Origin of the sequence: Micromonospora tarensis (assembly GCF_016803395.1) — a bacterium.
Taxonomy (GTDB): domain Bacteria; phylum Actinomycetota; class Actinomycetes; order Mycobacteriales; family Micromonosporaceae; genus Micromonospora; species Micromonospora tarensis.
Genome location: NZ_JAEVHL010000168.1, coordinates 1 through 14,347 on the forward strand (window position 1 = coordinate 1; position 14,347 = coordinate 14,347).

General features: G+C 71.1%; 14 protein-coding genes, 1 tRNA gene and 2 pseudogenes. 10 read left to right on the plus strand and 7 right to left on the minus strand.

Features of this window, described 5'->3' with window-relative positions; translation table 11 throughout:
• Positions 1 to 79 precede the first annotated feature (79 nt).
• Positions 80 to 850 (minus strand): CPBP family intramembrane glutamic endopeptidase, encoded by a 771-nt coding sequence (locus JM949_RS25275; protein ID WP_203150777.1) that lies wholly within the window; start codon positions 848 to 850, stop codon positions 80 to 82.
• 145 nt (positions 851 to 995) lie between these two features.
• Between JM949_RS25275 and JM949_RS25280 the strand changes: the two genes are divergently transcribed.
• A complete protein-coding gene (locus JM949_RS25280; protein ID WP_203150778.1) occupies positions 996 to 2,111 on the plus strand; it encodes a globin domain-containing protein in 1,116 nt (371 codons plus the stop codon).
• 67 nt (positions 2,112 to 2,178) lie between these two features.
• On the opposite strand, the gene JM949_RS25285 is transcribed toward JM949_RS25280, so the two are convergent.
• Positions 2,179 to 3,708, minus strand: coding sequence for a peptide deformylase (locus JM949_RS25285; protein WP_203150779.1), 1,530 nt, complete (start codon positions 3,706 to 3,708; stop codon positions 2,179 to 2,181).
• A gap of 320 nt (positions 3,709 to 4,028) precedes the next feature.
• Between JM949_RS25285 and JM949_RS25290 the strand changes: the two are divergent.
• Positions 4,029 to 4,804, plus strand: a pseudogene (locus JM949_RS25290) (IucA/IucC family C-terminal-domain containing protein).
• A 45-nt stretch (positions 4,805 to 4,849) separates the two neighbouring features.
• On the opposite strand, the gene JM949_RS25295 reads toward JM949_RS25290, so the two are convergent.
• Positions 4,850 to 6,685 carry a hypothetical protein gene (locus JM949_RS25295; RefSeq protein ID WP_203150781.1) on the minus strand — a complete coding sequence of 612 codons (1,836 nt, stop codon included), beginning with the start codon at positions 6,683 to 6,685 and terminating at the stop codon, positions 4,850 to 4,852.
• A 210-nt stretch (positions 6,686 to 6,895) separates the two neighbouring features.
• On the opposite strand from JM949_RS25295, the gene JM949_RS25300 reads away from it, so the two are divergent.
• Positions 6,896 to 7,606, plus strand: coding sequence for a class I SAM-dependent methyltransferase (locus JM949_RS25300; RefSeq protein WP_203150782.1), 711 nt, complete (start codon positions 6,896 to 6,898; stop codon positions 7,604 to 7,606).
• Positions 7,607 to 7,661: 55 nt separating this feature from the next.
• Here JM949_RS25300 and JM949_RS25305 read toward each other — a convergent pair whose 3' ends face one another.
• Positions 7,662 to 8,204, minus strand: coding sequence for a YbhB/YbcL family Raf kinase inhibitor-like protein (locus JM949_RS25305; protein ID WP_203150783.1), 543 nt, complete (start codon positions 8,202 to 8,204; stop codon positions 7,662 to 7,664).
• A 125-nt stretch (positions 8,205 to 8,329) separates the two neighbouring features.
• Here JM949_RS25305 and JM949_RS25310 point away from each other — a divergent pair, with 125 nt between their 5' ends.
• The 3 genes from JM949_RS25310 (at position 8,330) to JM949_RS25320 (ending at position 9,857) form a co-directional block, all read left to right on the plus strand.
• On the plus strand, positions 8,330 to 8,488 hold the full coding sequence (locus JM949_RS25310) for a hypothetical protein (protein WP_203150784.1): 159 nt from the start codon (positions 8,330 to 8,332) through the stop codon (positions 8,486 to 8,488).
• Positions 8,489 to 8,607: 119 nt separating this feature from the next.
• Entirely contained in the window at positions 8,608 to 9,258 is a 651-nt protein-coding gene (locus tag JM949_RS25315) for a leucine-rich repeat domain-containing protein (RefSeq protein ID WP_203150785.1), read from the plus strand.
• On the plus strand, positions 9,222 to 9,857 hold the full coding sequence (locus tag JM949_RS25320; protein WP_203150786.1) for an Imm1 family immunity protein: 636 nt from the start codon (positions 9,222 to 9,224) through the stop codon (positions 9,855 to 9,857). Before JM949_RS25315 ends, JM949_RS25320 begins: the two co-directional genes overlap by 37 nt.
• A gap of 18 nt (positions 9,858 to 9,875) precedes the next feature.
• Here JM949_RS25320 and JM949_RS25325 read toward each other — a convergent pair.
• Positions 9,876 to 9,962, minus strand: a tRNA-Ser gene (locus JM949_RS25325).
• A gap of 165 nt (positions 9,963 to 10,127) precedes the next feature.
• Here JM949_RS25325 and JM949_RS25330 point away from each other — a divergent pair.
• Positions 10,128 to 11,126 carry an NAD(P)H-quinone oxidoreductase gene (locus tag JM949_RS25330; protein WP_203150787.1) on the plus strand — a complete coding sequence of 333 codons (999 nt, stop codon included), beginning with the start codon at positions 10,128 to 10,130 and terminating at the stop codon, positions 11,124 to 11,126.
• A 21-nt stretch (positions 11,127 to 11,147) separates the two neighbouring features.
• On the opposite strand, the gene soxR is transcribed toward JM949_RS25330, so the two are convergent.
• The gene (gene soxR / locus JM949_RS25335; RefSeq protein ID WP_203150788.1) at positions 11,148 to 11,609 is read right to left on the minus strand and encodes a redox-sensitive transcriptional activator SoxR; all 462 of its coding nucleotides are present in this window, start codon (positions 11,607 to 11,609) and stop codon (positions 11,148 to 11,150) included.
• Positions 11,610 to 11,656: 47 nt separating this feature from the next.
• On the opposite strand from soxR, the gene JM949_RS25340 reads away from it, so the two are divergent.
• A complete protein-coding gene (locus JM949_RS25340) occupies positions 11,657 to 12,352 on the plus strand; it encodes a thiamine pyrophosphate-dependent enzyme (RefSeq protein WP_203150789.1) in 696 nt (231 codons plus the stop codon).
• A gap of 5 nt (positions 12,353 to 12,357) precedes the next feature.
• Positions 12,358 to 13,251 (plus strand): transketolase family protein, encoded by an 894-nt coding sequence (locus tag JM949_RS25345; RefSeq protein WP_203150790.1) that lies wholly within the window; start codon positions 12,358 to 12,360, stop codon positions 13,249 to 13,251.
• On the opposite strand, the gene JM949_RS25350 is transcribed toward JM949_RS25345, so the two are convergent.
• Positions 13,237 to 13,944, minus strand: a complete 708-nt coding sequence (locus tag JM949_RS25350; protein WP_203150791.1) for a glycosyltransferase family 2 protein — start codon at positions 13,942 to 13,944, stop codon at positions 13,237 to 13,239. The genes JM949_RS25345 and JM949_RS25350 overlap by 15 nt on opposite strands.
• Positions 13,945 to 14,067: 123 nt before the next feature.
• Here JM949_RS25350 and JM949_RS25355 point away from each other — a divergent pair.
• Positions 14,068 to 14,347, plus strand: a pseudogene (locus tag JM949_RS25355) (hypothetical protein); the annotation flags it as partial.

The window sequence follows — 14,347 nt, forward strand, 5'->3', positions numbered from 1 at the left end:
GGCGCTGGGGAACGCGGCGGCGGCGGACGGCTCGCGGCCCGGGCGGTCGCCGCCTACCGACCCGGTCCGCGCTGAGCCGTCAGAGCCAGTCGAACCACTCGCGGGGCAGCAGCGCGTAGCCGACGAAGGCGAACACGTCGAGCAGTGTGTGCGCGATGACCAGCGGCAGCACCCGCCGGGTGCGCAGGTAGAAGAGGCTGAACACGACGCCCATCACGGCGTTGCCGAGGAACGCGCCGAAGCCCTGGTAGAGGTGGTAGGAGCCGCGCAGCAGCGCGCTCGCCGCGATGATCGCGGCCAGCCGCCACTGGAGCTGACCCAGCCGGGTGACCAGGTAACCGACCACGATCACCTCCTCCAGCACGGCGTTCTGCGCGGCGGCGAGGATCAGCACCGGGACCGCCCACCAGACGTCCGGCAGCGCGGCCGGCACCAGCGTGGCGTTGAGACCCAACTGGGCCGCCACCCAGAACAGCGCCAGCCCGGGCAGGCCGATCAGCGCCGCCAGGCCGGCCCCACGGGCCACGTCCTGGCCGGGCCGCCGGGCGTCCAGGCCGAGGGTCCGCGCCGGGTCGCCGGGGTCACGAGCGAGCAGGTGTACGGCGAGCAGCACCGGCAGCAGCGCGAACAAGATGCCGAGCAGTTGGTAGGTGAGGTCCAGCCAGGGCCGGGCCGACGCCGAGGTGTTCAGCGAGGCGGTCTGCTTGGAGAGCGGACCGTCGGCGGTCAGCTTCGCGATGATCGAGACCACCGCGTAGACCGCAGACTGGCCGAGCGAGAGGCCGAGGACCAGCAGCGTCTCGGTGCCCAGCAGTCGGCGGGACACCGGGCGGGTCAGCTCAACGGTCACCGCACCACTGTGCCCGACGGTCGACGGCTGTGACATGGCCGACCGGTCAGCATGAGCCGATCGCACATTCTGTGCGACCAGTCGACACTCTCCGTGGAGATTCTATGGGTGCCCGATCCGCTGCCGTCTGGGAGAAGGAGCGCCCGTGGACAACCTCGCGCGGTTGCTGAAGGAGAGCTGGACCCTGGTCGAGGACGACCGGGTCCGGCTGAGCGGTCACTTCTACGCTCGGCTGTTCCTGCTCGACCCCGCCCTGCGGCAACTCTTCCCGGTGCAGATGACCGGTCAGGGCGACCGCCTGCTGGAAGCGATCATCACCGCGATCCACACGGTGGACGACCCGGAGAGCTTCGACGAGTTCCTCCGGGCGCTGGGCCGCGACCATCGCAAGTACCACGTTGACGAGCAGCACTACGCGACGATGGGCGTCGCCCTGCTGGACGCGCTGCGCAGCACCGCTGGTGACTGTTGGAACCTGGAGTACGACCAGGCGTGGCGGGAGGCGTACGCGGCGATCGCCGCCCTGATGGTGGCCGGCGCGAAGGCCGACGACGACCCACCGTTCTGGCACGCCGAGGTGCTCACCCACGAGCGGCACGGTCCGGACACCGCCGTGCTGACCTGCCGGGCGTTGCAGCATCCGTTGCGCTGGCGGGCGGGGCAGTACGTGAGCCTGGAGGTGCCGCGTCACCACCCCCGGGTGTGGCGGAACTACTCGGTGGCGAACGCCCCGAACGACGACAACGTGCTGGAGTTCCACGTGCGGTCGCCGGGGGCGGGTTGGGTGTCCGGCGCGTTGGTGCGTCGGGTGCGGCCGGGTGACCTGCTCCGCCTGGCGGCGCCGATGGGCTCGATGACCCTGGACCGCGCCTCGGAACGGGACATCCTCTGCGTGGCCGGCGGTGTCGGACTGGCCCCGATCAAGGCGCTGGTGGAGGAGCTGGCCAGCTACAACCGGACCCGGTGGGTGCACGTCTTCTACGGCGCTCGGCAGGCGGCGGACCTGTACGGCCTGGCCGCGTTGCAGGAGTTGGTGGCCGTCCACCCGTGGTTGTCGGTCACCCCGGCGTGCAGCGAGGACCCGGACTTCGACGGTGAGCAGGGCGACATCCCCGAGGTGGTGGCCCGGTACGGCCCGTGGACCACGCACGACTGTTATGTCTCCGGGGCCGCCCGGATGGTCCGGTCCACCCTGCGGGTGCTCGCCGCGGACGAGGTGCCGCCGCCGCAGATCCGCTACGACACCTTCGGTGACCTCTAGACGTTCCTCCCCCCACACCGGGGCGCGTGCCCCTGCCCCCTGGGGCACGCGCCCCGGTCCCCAACGATCAGTAGCGCCAGGGGTGCCCGGTCTCGCGGTACTCCTCCACCGGCACCAACGGCACCCCGGGCGCCATCCGGTCGACGTAGAGCCGGCCCTCCAGGTGGTCGATCTCGTGGGCGACCAGCCGCGCCATGCCGAACTCGAACGACGTGATGATCCGGCTGCCGTCCCACTGGGCGTGCTCCACGTCCAGCCGCAGCGGCCGGGGCACCAGGCCACGGTGATCGAAGAAGGAGAGGCAGCCCTCGTACTGCTCGTCGGTGTCCGTGGCGGCGTCGACCACCCGGGGGTTGAGCAGCACGACCGGCTCCGCCGACCGGTCGGGGGGCCGCACCACGGCCACCGCCCGGCCGATGCCGAACTGCGGGGCGGCGACGCCCACCCCCTTGCTGAACGGGTGCAGCTCGTCGAGCCGGGCCAGGGCTGTGACGAGCCGGTCGACCAGGTCCCGGGCGATCGGCTCCTCGCCGGGCAGGTCGAACGGGCGGGCGCGCTGGCGGAGCAGGTCGGCCCCGCGTTGCACGATGCCGAGGCCGCGCATCCGGTCGCTGGGTCGGACCCGGGCACCGCCGGGGCCGCTGTCCGGTTCGGTGTCCGGTCGGGCGCGGAAGCGCCACTGCATCCGGTATCGGGCGTTCAGCGGCGGGTCGTCGGTATGCCAGTCGTAGATCGCCCGGTCGCCCTCGTCGTGCCGCTGCGGCGCCGTCCGCAACGGGCCCTCCTCCGCGGAGAGCGAGGTTTCCACCCCCCAGACCTGCGGGTCGAGCGTGGCCGGCAGGTCCAGGCGTACGGCGAGCTGCCGGGTGGGCAGCCGGACGGCCCGTTGGAACCAGGGGCCCCACTTCTCGTGCCCGACGCTGTACGCGTAGTCGATGGTGGCCCGGTCGCCCGGGTAGAGCGGAAAGCGCCGGTCCCCGTTCTCGAAGAGCAGCCAGATCTCCTTGAACGCGTCCCGGTCGTGTTTGGCTCGCCAGTGCATCGGCTCGGGGTCGCCGTTGCCGTCGTCCCGGTGGGCCTGTAGTCGCAGCTCGGCGAAGGTGAGTGGGTGTTCCCGGTGGTGCCGGTTGGATCGGCCGGGGTCGTTCGGGTAGCGGTCGACGGCGACCCGGACCAGGTAGCGGGTGACCGGTTCGGTGCCGGCGTTGTACAGCTCGCGGTGGATGACGCACCGGTAGCCGTCGTCGGTGTGGGTGAGGGTGGCCAGCTCCCGTTCCACCACCAGCCCGGTGCCGGGTGGCAGCCACTGGCCCGGCGGGTTCGGCTCGCGGTTGGGCTGACCCACCCGGGCGTGCCGCAGGTCGTCGTACTCCCGGAAGAGCTGCCAGATCGCGCCGCTGGCCTCCAGGACGGCCTCCGCGCGGCGGGCGAAGTCCTCGGTCGGGCGGTGCCGGCGCCCCTCCACGTGGCTCACGTAGGACGGGTCGAACCCCATCAGGACGGCCAGTTGTTTCTTGGACAGCCCGCGCCCGGTCCGTTGCCGGGCGAGCTCGGCCGCGAAGGAGTCGGCAGCCCGTTCGAGGGGTGAGGTCGTCATCGGCTTCCTCGTGGCCGGGGCTATAAGTTTCACGTTCTGTGCGCGAGCGCACACGCATCTGCCACTTTGCCGACACTCTGCTTGACAATCCACCGACAATCATCGATCCTGCCGCGGCGTTTCCCCATACTGACGCCGGGTAGTACGGCAACGGTGGAGCGCGGAGCCGCAGTGACCTGGGCCTCCTCGATTCGACCAAGGTGAGGCTTCCCTTAGACCAGGGGGCGTGGTTAGGCTAGCCTTAGCTGAGGACGGCGCTTGTCGTCCGCCGGGGCCCACTCCTCGGCCAGGCGGACGGGGGATCTCAGGTGACAGCGGTGATGCCGAGGCAGGAGGCCGCCGCCACGCCGCTCGCCCCCGTCACCGCGCCCTGCGGGCCATGTTCGGCACCGACGACCTGCCCGGGCTCGCGCGCGGCCTGCTGGTCGACGACGAGTTCGGCTGGACGCCCGCCACCACCCTGATCGACGGCAGTCGGCTGCCGGAGCTGCTGCGCAGCGCCGCCGTCCGCTGGGGCGGCACCCCGCACGCCTGCGCGGCGCTGGCCTGGAAGTCGTACAGCTACTGGACCGCGCTGCCGGTCGTGCTCGGCTGGGCCTCCGCCCGGCGGGTGCCGCTGCTCAGTCCGGACGACGTGCTGATCCACTTCGAGGACCACCGGCAACTGCTGACCATGGGCCTGCGCCGCGGCACCACCGTGGCGGTGCTGCCGAACGACCCGCTCGCGCTCGCCGGCCTGCCGGAGGTGCGGGTGGTGGCCGACGAGGCGGAGCTGCTGGCCGCGTTGCGCGCGTCACTGCTCGACGCCCACCTGTCGCCGCTCATCGCGGCCATCCAGTCGGAGGTCCGGGTGGGCACCCGGACGCTGCTCGGCTCGGTCGCCTCCGGCATCGCGCACGGCATCCTGCGGGCCGCTGACAACCTGCCCGGCTCGTCCGCGCAGAGCATCGAGACCCTGCTCGGCGCACTCGAGTTGGCCGACCTGATCGAGTTGGTTCCCGGTCCGACCGGCGAACCGACGGTGCAGCGGCGCACCTGCTGCCTCGCCTTCACCCTGCCGCGACCGAAGGTCTGCCAGGGCTGCTGCGTCCGCTAGGGCTGCTGCGTCCGCCAGGACTGCCGCGTCCGCTCGGGCCGGTGCTCAGTCGGTGAGCGACCGGACATCCCACGCCCACACCCCACCGGTGAAGATCGGTTGAATACCGGTCAGCTCGGTCATCCCCCGGCGCAGCGCGGTCTCGTGCTCGTGCGGCCCGAGGATGACCACACCGGCCCGCCAGAAGCGCAGGTCGTCGACGGCTTGGACCCGACTCTGCGGGGTGATCGGCGGCACCGCACCGGTGCGGCGGATGGTGCCGAAGAAGCTGCTGGTGGGCCGGGGCGGCGCGCCGAACAGGGCGACCCGGGGGGCCTCGGCGTTCGGGCGGGTGTCCGGGCCGAGGAAGTAGCCACGGGCCAGCGGCATGTCCAACCGGGTCGCCGCGGACCAGCGCAGCGGCTCGGCGTAGTTGGTGTCCGGGAGCGGCAGCGTCACCACACTGCGCCCACCCGCCACGTACGACCGCCACGTGCCGTCGGTGACGAAGGTGGGGACGGGGTCGAGGTGGGCCACCGGCAGCGGGGTGGGGACGATCGGCAGCAGGGCCATCGTGAGCGCGGTGGCGGTGCCGAAACGGATCTGCCCCCGGGCGGTCGGGTGTGCGGCGGCCAACTCCCGGGCGCGTTCGGCACCGTAGGCGAGCAGCAGCCCGATGATCGGGGTGATCGCCAGCGCCCACCGGGTCGGCACCACCGAGTGCAGGATGGGCAGGTTCTCCAGGGCCGCCCACGGCCCGGGCACGCCCGTACCGCGATTTTCGAAGCTGACCTCCCGGCCCAGCGAGAGCACCGCGAAGAGCAACCCGAGCGCGGCCAGTGCGAGCACCACGATCGAGCGGCGCAACCACCAGACCAGGGCGATCACCAACACCAGCAGCGCCCAGCCGAAGAAGCTGTTCTCCTCGGTCGGGTTCTTGGCCAGGCCGGCGGCGGTGCGCGAGCTACCGGCGAGGGACTCCCGGGAGTACGCGACGAACGAGGCCAGATCACTGGAGTAGCCACGGATCAGGCGGGACAGCCCGGAGTACGCGCCCGGCCCGAAGAACTGGACGTACAGGGGGTACGCCAGCAGCAGACCGGCGGCGAGGGCGGCGACGGCGAGGCCGGCGAGGAAGGGCCGGGCCCGCGCCCGCAGATCCGCCCGGCCGACAGCGAGCACGCCGACGACGACGCCGAGCCCGATCGCGGTCATCAGCAGGATTTCCAGGTTGATGAAGGCCTGCCAGACGATGACGAGAGCGAGCAGGATCCCGTTGCGCAGCCAGCGGCCCGGGTCGCCCAGTCGCAGGGTGCGCCAAATGATCAACGGGACCACGAACTGCGACACGATGTTCGGGTGGCCATTGGCGTGCGACACCATGGCCGGCGCGAACGCGCAGAAGCCGGCGCCCAACCACGCCGGCCCCCGACTACCGATCAGGACCCGGGAGATCAGGAAATACCAGGCGGTGGCGGTGGCAATCATGCCGGCGGTGAGAAAGACCAGGAATGACGCGCGTGGCCCGAGCAACAGGGTGACCGGCGTCAGTGGCAGTGAAATGGATAATACGGACGTATTGGCCATCAGATTCACGCCGTCCGGGACGTTCATCTGGTTGGAATGGAATGGATACGCAAAGTGCGTGAAAACTCGCGCACCGTGCGCCATCATCCATTCGAACTGCGACTGGTCGGACTGGTTGTCCCGCACGTCGCTGCCCGGGTCCAGCCAGAGTCGACAGGTCACCCAGAAGCCGAGCAGCACGAAGCTCGCCACGGCGGCGAGGTCGGTCCACATCCCCCTGCGGGACGGCCGAGTGGCACCGTCGGCCCCCTCCACGGACGACGTGGCGGCCGGGCCGCCGCTGCCGCTGGACGCGTCCGGTTCAGGAGTAGTCATGACAATTCACAGGGTAGTCAGCGCATGACGCCGCCGTGACATGTTTCGGGGTACTGCCGTACTATGTGCCGGGTTCGCCGACCGCCGATGCCGAACCCAACCCCCGACCACAATTCGGCGACCCCGATGCCCCGATTCTTCTGCGGTACCAGCGGAGATTCACTCGGTCGGTCCAGGCACGGGTCGAGTCATATCGTGAGGAATCGACGCATGGCAGAAATCACTGGGGATCAGCGCGTGCAGTCCGAGGTGCTGGAAGGCCTGGCGACTGCTGTCAACCATCGACGCTGGTTCATCGAACTGGCCCTGCCGTACCTCGGCGACGACCCGATCGAGATCGGCAGCGGCCTCGGTGACTATGCGCTGGAATGGTCGGAGCGGCTACCCCGGTTCACCGCCACCGAGGCCGACCCGGACCGGCTGGTGCAGCTCAAGGAGCGCCTCGCGGACCGCCCGAACATCAACGTCCGGCAGATGCTGCTGCCACACGACGATCGGGGCGACTACAGCGCTGCGGTCTCGTACAACGTGTTGGAGCACATCGAGGACCACGTCGGCGCGCTGAGCAGCATGCGCGACCTGGTCCGCCCCGGCGGCGCCGTGATCATCATCGTGCCGGCGTTCCAGTTCGCGATGGGCCCGGCCGACATCGCCACCGGGCACGTCCGCCGCTACACCAAGAAGACCCTCGGCGCGGCGATGACCGAGGCCGGCCTGACCGTCGAGAAGATCCACTACGCCAACGCGCTGGGGCTGATCGGCTACTTCATGGCCACCAAGGTCTTCCGGCTGATGCCGAAGGAGGGCCCGATGGTCAAGGTGTACGACACCGTCGTGCTGCCCGCCACCAAGGCCGCCGAACAGCTCGTCCGCCCCCCGTTCGGCCAGTCCGTCTTCGCGGTGGCCCGCGTCCCGTCCTGACCGCCCGCCCCGCGATCTCGCACCTGGGCAGGTGCGAGATCGCGGGGAGTACGGCTCACTCCTTGATCTGGTACGTCGGGCGGATCACCGCCCGGGCCAGCGTGTGGAACGTGAGGTTGAAGCCGACGTACGCCGGGGTGGCGTCCGGCGTCAGGTCCAGGCGCTCGACGTCCAGGGCGTGCACCGCGAAGACGTACCGGTGCGGGCGGTCACCGGGCGGCGGAGCCGCGCCGCCGTACCCCTGCTCGCCGTAGTCGTTGCGGACCGAGAAGGCCCCGCCGAGATCGGTGCCCGCCGCGCCGCCGGCACCGCTGGGCACCTGGCTGACGGTGGCCGGCACGTTCACCAGCACCCAGTGCCAGAACCCGCTGCCGGTCGGCGCGTCGGGGTCGTAGCAGGTCACCGCGAAGCTCTTCGTCTCGGCCGGGAAATCCGACCAGGTCAGCTGCGGCGAGACGTTCTCACCGCCGGTGCTGCCATGCGCGTGCCGGGCATCCATCGGCTCGCCGTTCTGCACGTCGTCACTGGTCAGCGTGAACGCGGGCAGCGTCGGCAGCAGCTCGTACGGGTCCGGGGCGATCGGTCGTTCCAGGGTCATCGGGACGCGTCCTTCCGGTGTGCGGAGTTACCAGCCCTTCTTACCCCGCTGCGTCCGCTCCGACGACCGGCACCGTGGTTTTCCGGAGCTACCGTGGAGTTTCGGGCGACGTTCCGCAGGGGGACATGGTGGCCGGCAGCTGGCGGGATTTCGCGGTGGCCGTCCTCACCGCTTTCCGCCGCCGGGACCAGCGGGCCATCGCCGAGGAACGCCGACGGGCGGTCGAGCGGCTGGCCGAGGAGACGATCCGCGAGCACCGGCGGGCCACCGACGCACCGGAGTGACCGGCGCGCGAGCGGGGCCAGCGAAGACTGATCGAGTCGGTTCTAATGACGCAGAGGCAATCAGCGAGCCTGGATGCCCCAACGTCCGGGACGTCGAGTGGATCGGGAATGTAGGTGGCGTGGACACATTCGAGGACCAGATCGCGGCGGCCCGGAAGACCGCCGCGGATCGGGTCGAGGCGGCGGGCCGCAGCGGTGCGACCTCGTTGGATCTGAGTGGTCTCATGTTGGCAACGCCGCCGGCCTCGCTGGGTGACCTGACCGCCCTCACCGAGCTGAACCTGGCCGGCAACCGACTCACCGTCCTGCCGGGGTGGCTGAGTGGCCTGACCGCTCTCACCACGCTGAACCTGACCGCCAACCAGCTCACCGAGCTGCCGGAATGGCTGGGCGACCTGACCGCCCTCACCCGGCTCGACCTGGGCGGTAACCAGCTCGCGGCACTCCCGGAGTCACTGCCCGGGTTGACCGCCCTCACCGAACTGTTCGCCTGGGGTAACCGGCTCACTGTGTTACCGGAGTCCCTGGGCGCGTTGACAGCGCTCACCGACCTGTTCGTCGGCGGCAACCGCCTCACCGCGCTGCCGGAGTCGCTGGGGAGGCTCAGCGCCCTCACCCGGGTCGGCCTCTCCTGCAACCAGCTCCACCGCGCTGCCGCAGTCGCTGGGCAACCTCGCCGCCCGTCAGCTGGCTCGACCTGGCCGGCAACCAGCTCACCGAGTTGCCGGAGTGGGTGGGTGACCTCACCGCCCTCACCCGGCTCGACCTGACCGGCAACCGGCTCGCGGCGCTGCCGGAGTCGCTGGGCAACCTGACCGCCCTCACCCGGCTGGCAGTGACCGACAACCAGCTCACCGCGCTGCCCGAGTCGCTGGGCAACCTGACCGGCCTGACCCGGCTGGATCTGGCCGGCAACCGGCTCACCGTGCTGCCGGCGTGGCTGGGCCGACCGAGCGCCGGCGGGCCGCCGCCCAATTCGCCGCTACAGGCCTGGCTCGACGACACCCCCACCACCCTGAACAACGGCGCTGACCTCGACACCCTTCTTGACCGGGTACGTTCCGGCGGCGTCTCGCTGAGCACCGAAGACGATGAGCGGCGGCTCTTCGTCGAGCTGGCCGGCGACGCGTCCGCACTGGTCTGGGAGGACGAGGAGGACATCATGATCAGCTGGGGGCCGGTGCCCCCCGACGCTCCTGCCGGCCAGACGGCCGCCGACGCCGAGTACGCGTACTCCGACCCGTGGTTCACCGAGTCGGGAGACGAACCGCCGCTCGCCCTCACCGCGGCCCAGGCCCGGCAGGCGGCGCACGAGTTCCTGCGCACCGGCCGGCGCCCCACCTGTGTCCAGTGGGTCGATAAGCCGTAGGCCGGCCCTGTCCAGCGGCGGAGGGTGTGGGATTCGAACCCACGAAGACATCCCTGCCTTACCGGTTTTCAAGACCAGCGCCATCGGCCACTAGGCGAACCCTCCTGGGCCGCCACCCGTGGGCGTACGGCCACGGACAGTCTGCCATGGCTCACTCGGGGCGGCCCGCCGTCCCTCCCCGAACGCGCCGACCAGGCGGTCCGCCGCGTCCACTGTGGGCCCGCGAGGGTGCGCCTGCGGTACCCGGCCGAGTTGGGTAAGACTGAGCCCGTGCGAGCCATCACCATTCCGCAGCCCGGTGGACCCGACGCGCTGGTCTGGGCCGAGGTGCCCGACCCGGAGCCGGGCCCGAACGAGGTGATCGTGGATGTGCGGGCCACCGGGGTCAACCGTGCTGACCTGCTGCAACGGCAGGGGCACTATCCGCCGCCGCCGGGTGCGTCCGAGTACCCCGGGTTGGAGTGCTCCGGGGTCATCACGGTGGTCGGCGCGGAGGTCACCGGGTGGGCGGTCGGGCAGCAGGTCTGCGCGCTGCTGGCCGGCGGCGGGTACGCCGAGCGGGTGGCGGTGCCCGCCGGGCAGTTGTTGCCGGTGCCGGCCTGCGACCCGGTCGACGCGGCGGCGCTGCCCGAGGTGGCCTGTACGGTCTGGTCGAACCTGATCCAGGTGGGGCGGCTCGGCGCGGGCGATCGGCTGCTGGTGCACGGCGGTGGCAGCGGGATCGGCACCTTCGCGGTTCAGTTCGCGGCGGCCCTCGGTGCCACCGTGCTGACCACCGCCCGGGTGGCCAAGCACGCCCGGCTGCGCGAGCTGGGCGCGGCGCACCCGATCGACTACCGGGAGCAGGACTTCGTCGAGGAGGTCAGGCGAGTCACCGACGGTCGCGGCGTCGACGTCATCCTCGACATCATGGGCGGCTCCTACCTGGGTCGCAACGTCTCCGCGCTGGCCACCGGCGGCCGGTTGGTGGTGATCGGGATGCAGGGTGGCCGCAAGGCCGAGCTGGATCTCGGCGCGCTGCTGACCAAGCGGGCGAGCGTCGCCGCGACGTCGCTACGCTCCCGACCGCTCGCCGAGAAGGCGGAAATCGTCCAGGGCGTACGGGACGAGGTGTGGCCGTTGATCGAGGCCGGCCGGCTCCGACCGATAGTGGACCGACGGCTGCCGATGACCGAGGCGGCGGAGGCGCACCGGCTGGTCGAGTCGAACGACCACTTCGGCAAGGTGCTGCTCACCCGCCCGCCGGGCGGCGGATCGGCGGTCAGTTGAGCGACGAAGCGCCCCCGACCGTCAGGTGAGCGTCGCGTCCTCCGCCGGTCGGGGCAGCACCAGACGGGCGCCCGGCCCCTCCCCGGCGAGGGTGTCCTCCGGGTTGTTGAGCGCGCAACGCTGAAGGGAGAGGCAGCCGCAGCCGATGCAGCCGTCCAGGTCGTCACGGAGCCGGGTGAGCAGCCGGATTCTCTCGTCCAACCGGCCCCGCCAGCTCGCGGAGAGCCGCGCCCAGTCCTGCGGGCTGGGCGTGCGGGCCTCGGGGAGCGAGTCAAGCGCCGCCCGGATCTCGTCGAGCGAGACGCCGACCTGCTGGGAGATGCGGATGAAGGCGACCCGCCGCAACTCGGCGCGGGCGTACCGGCGTTGGTTGCCGCCGGTGCGGTCGGCGCGGATCAGCCCGAGTCGCTCGTAGTAGCGCAGCGCCGACGGCGCCACCCCGGAGCGGACGGACAACTCGCCGATCGTCAACGAATCCTGCATCACCAGGTCCTTGAGTTGAAGTGCACTTCAACTCACAGAGTAGTGGCATGGCGACAACACTGACCACCGACAGCGGCGCTCGGCTCCCCGGGCTGATCCGGCGACTGACCGGCGACGAGAAACACGCACCCAGTGCGCACTCCACCATCGACGTCCTCCAGGTGCTCTACGACCGGGTGCTGCGGGTCACCCCGGACCGGGTCGACGACCCGGAGCGGGACCGGTTCCTGCTCTCCAAGGGCCACGGGCCGGCCGCCTACTATGCGGTGCTCGCCGCGCACGGTTTCATCCCGGACGCCTGGCTCGACGACCTGGCCGGGCCGGAGAGCCGGCTCGGCCACCACCCGGACCGGCTGCTGGTGCCCGGTGTCGAGATCAGCTCCGGCTCGCTCGGCCACGGGCTCGGCCTGGCCGTCGGCACCGCACTCGGGCTGCGGGCCCGGGGGCTGCACGACCCCCGGGTGTACGTGTTGCTCGGCGACGCCGAGCTGGACGAGGGAGCCAACCACGAGGCGATCGCGTACGCGGGAGCGACCGGCCTGGACAGCCTCACCGCGATCGTGGTCGACAACTCGTCGGCCAGCTACGGCTGGCCGGGTGGCATCGCCAGCCGGTTCACAGTGAACGGGTGGACCGCCGAGACCGTCGACGGCCACGACCACGACGCCCTGTACGCGGCGCTGACCGGACACCAGCCACGGCAACCGCACCTGGTGGTCGCCCGCACCGAGCGGAAGGGCTGACCGACATGCGTACCGCCTTCATCGACACCACCGCCGCGCTTCTCGACGAGGACCCGCGGACCGCCCTCGTGCTGGCCGACATCTCGGCCAGCCAGTTCGCGTCGGTAGGCCACCGTCACCCGGACCGGGTGATCAACGTCGGGATCCGGGAGCAACTGATGATCGGAGTCGCCGGCGGGCTCGCCCTGACCGGTCTCCGCCCGATCGCGCACTCGTACGCGACGTTCCTGGTGGACCGGGCGTACGAGCAGATCAAGCTGGACCTGGACCACCAGGGCGTGGGCGCGGTCCTGGTCAGCGTCGGCGCGTCGTACGACGGGGCGCAGGAGGGCCGCACCCACCAGTCGCCCGGGGACGTGGCGCTCTTCGACTCGCTCGGCGACGGCTGGACGGTGCGGGTGCCCGGGCACCCCGACGAGGTCAAGGCGCTGCTCCGCGACGCCGTGAGCACCGACGATCGGGTCTACCTCCGGCTCGGTGAACAGCGGAACCGCCAGGCCCACCGGGACGCCGACCGGCTACTGGTGCTCCGGCGGGGCGGGGCGAACGCGCCAGTGGTGGTGGCGGTCGGGCCGATGCTCGACCCGACCATGGCGGCAACCGAGGGGATGGACGTGACGGTCGCGTACACCCACACTCCCCGACCGTTCGACGAGGCCGGGTTGCGGGCGCTCGCCGGGACCGCTGTGGTGCTTGTCGAGCCGTACCTGGCGGGAACGTCGAGCGCGGTGGTCAGCCGGGCCCTGGCGGAGGTGCCGCATCGACTGCTCGCCCTCGGGGTGGGTCAGACCGACCTGCACCGGTACGGCAGTCCGGCCGACCACGCCCGGTGGCACGGGCTGGACGCCGACGGTCTGCGGCGGTCGATCGAGGCGTTCCTGGGTTCAGTTAGCGGCTGAGGCGGTGGGGCGGCGGCGAGCGCGCTCGCGTCCGAGGATCCAGATCGCCTCGACGCCGTCCTTCCAGGTGATCTTCTTGCCCTCTTCCCGGCCCCGCGCCCGGTAGCTGATCGGCACCTCGTACGGGCGGATCCGGCGGCGCAGCAGCTTGCCGGTCACCTCGGCCTCCATGCCGAAACCGCGCGAACGCACCTGAAGCGACCGGTAGAGCGCCACCGGCATCAGCTTGAAACAGGTCTCCAGATCGCCGATGTACGAGTTGAACAGCACATTGGCCGCCATCGTGACGCCCTTGTTGCCCATCACGTACCAGAAGCTGTAGGCGCTGTGGCTGCCAAAGGTGCGATTGCCGTAGACCACCGTGGCCCGCCCGTCGAGCACCGGGTCGAGCAGCTTGGGGATGTCCTGCGGGTCGTACTCCAGGTCGGCGTCGAGGATGACCATGTAGTCGCCCTCGGCGCTGTCGACCGCCGTCTTGATGGCGGCACCCTTGCCGGCGTTGCGCGGGTGGGTGATGACCCGCAGACGTGCGTCGTCGGCCCGACCGAGGATCTCGCCGGTGCCGTCCCGGCTGCCGTCGTCGACGACGACAAGCTCGACCTCACACGGGTAGTCCACCGCCAGAGCCTGCTTCAGGGCATCCGCGATGCGTTCTTCCTCGTTGTAGACCGGCATGAGGATCGAGAGCTTCACGGGAATCTCCACGGTGGCGGCAACACGTCGGCCATAGCCTAACCTGGTTGGTTTGTCTGTCACCTACCGCCACTGCGGGGCAGCCGGCGCGGCGGGCTCAGACAGATGGTGTTTACTTCCGCCATGTCGGCTGCCGGCTCCCTGCTCGTGGCGGTTCCTGTCGCCGCGGTGCTCCTGCTCTCCGTCGCGGCGAGGCCCCGTGCGGCTGACGCGGTGGCACCGCTGCGGCTCGCCGCGGTGCGCGCCGTACTGCTCAGCGGGGCGTACGCGGTACTCGTCGTCGAGGTGCTCGGCGCGTGGCCCGCGCTGACCCGGCCGGCGTTCGCCGCCGCCTGGCTCTTCTTCCTGGTCGCCGCCGCGAGGCCGCCGTGCTGCGGCGACGACAGGCGACCCGCCCGGGGCA

Coding starts and splice junctions, on each gene's coding strand:
- JM949_RS25285 (WP_203150779.1), bottom strand. CDS start 3,708: ATGACGACCTCACCCCTCGAACGGGCTGCCGACTCCTTCGCGGCCGAG.
- JM949_RS25295 (WP_203150781.1), bottom strand. CDS start 6,685: ATGACTACTCCTGAACCGGACGCGTCCAGCGGCAGCGGCGGCCCGGCC.
- JM949_RS25300 (WP_203150782.1), top strand. CDS start 6,896: ATGGCAGAAATCACTGGGGATCAGCGCGTGCAGTCCGAGGTGCTGGAA.
- JM949_RS25305 (WP_203150783.1), bottom strand. CDS start 8,204: ATGACCCTGGAACGACCGATCGCCCCGGACCCGTACGAGCTGCTGCCG.
- JM949_RS25310 (WP_203150784.1), top strand. CDS start 8,330: ATGGTGGCCGGCAGCTGGCGGGATTTCGCGGTGGCCGTCCTCACCGCT.
- soxR (WP_203150788.1), bottom strand. CDS start 11,609: ATGCAGGATTCGTTGACGATCGGCGAGTTGTCCGTCCGCTCCGGGGTG.
- JM949_RS25340 (WP_203150789.1), top strand. CDS start 11,657: ATGGCGACAACACTGACCACCGACAGCGGCGCTCGGCTCCCCGGGCTG.
- JM949_RS25345 (WP_203150790.1), top strand. CDS start 12,358: ATGCGTACCGCCTTCATCGACACCACCGCCGCGCTTCTCGACGAGGAC.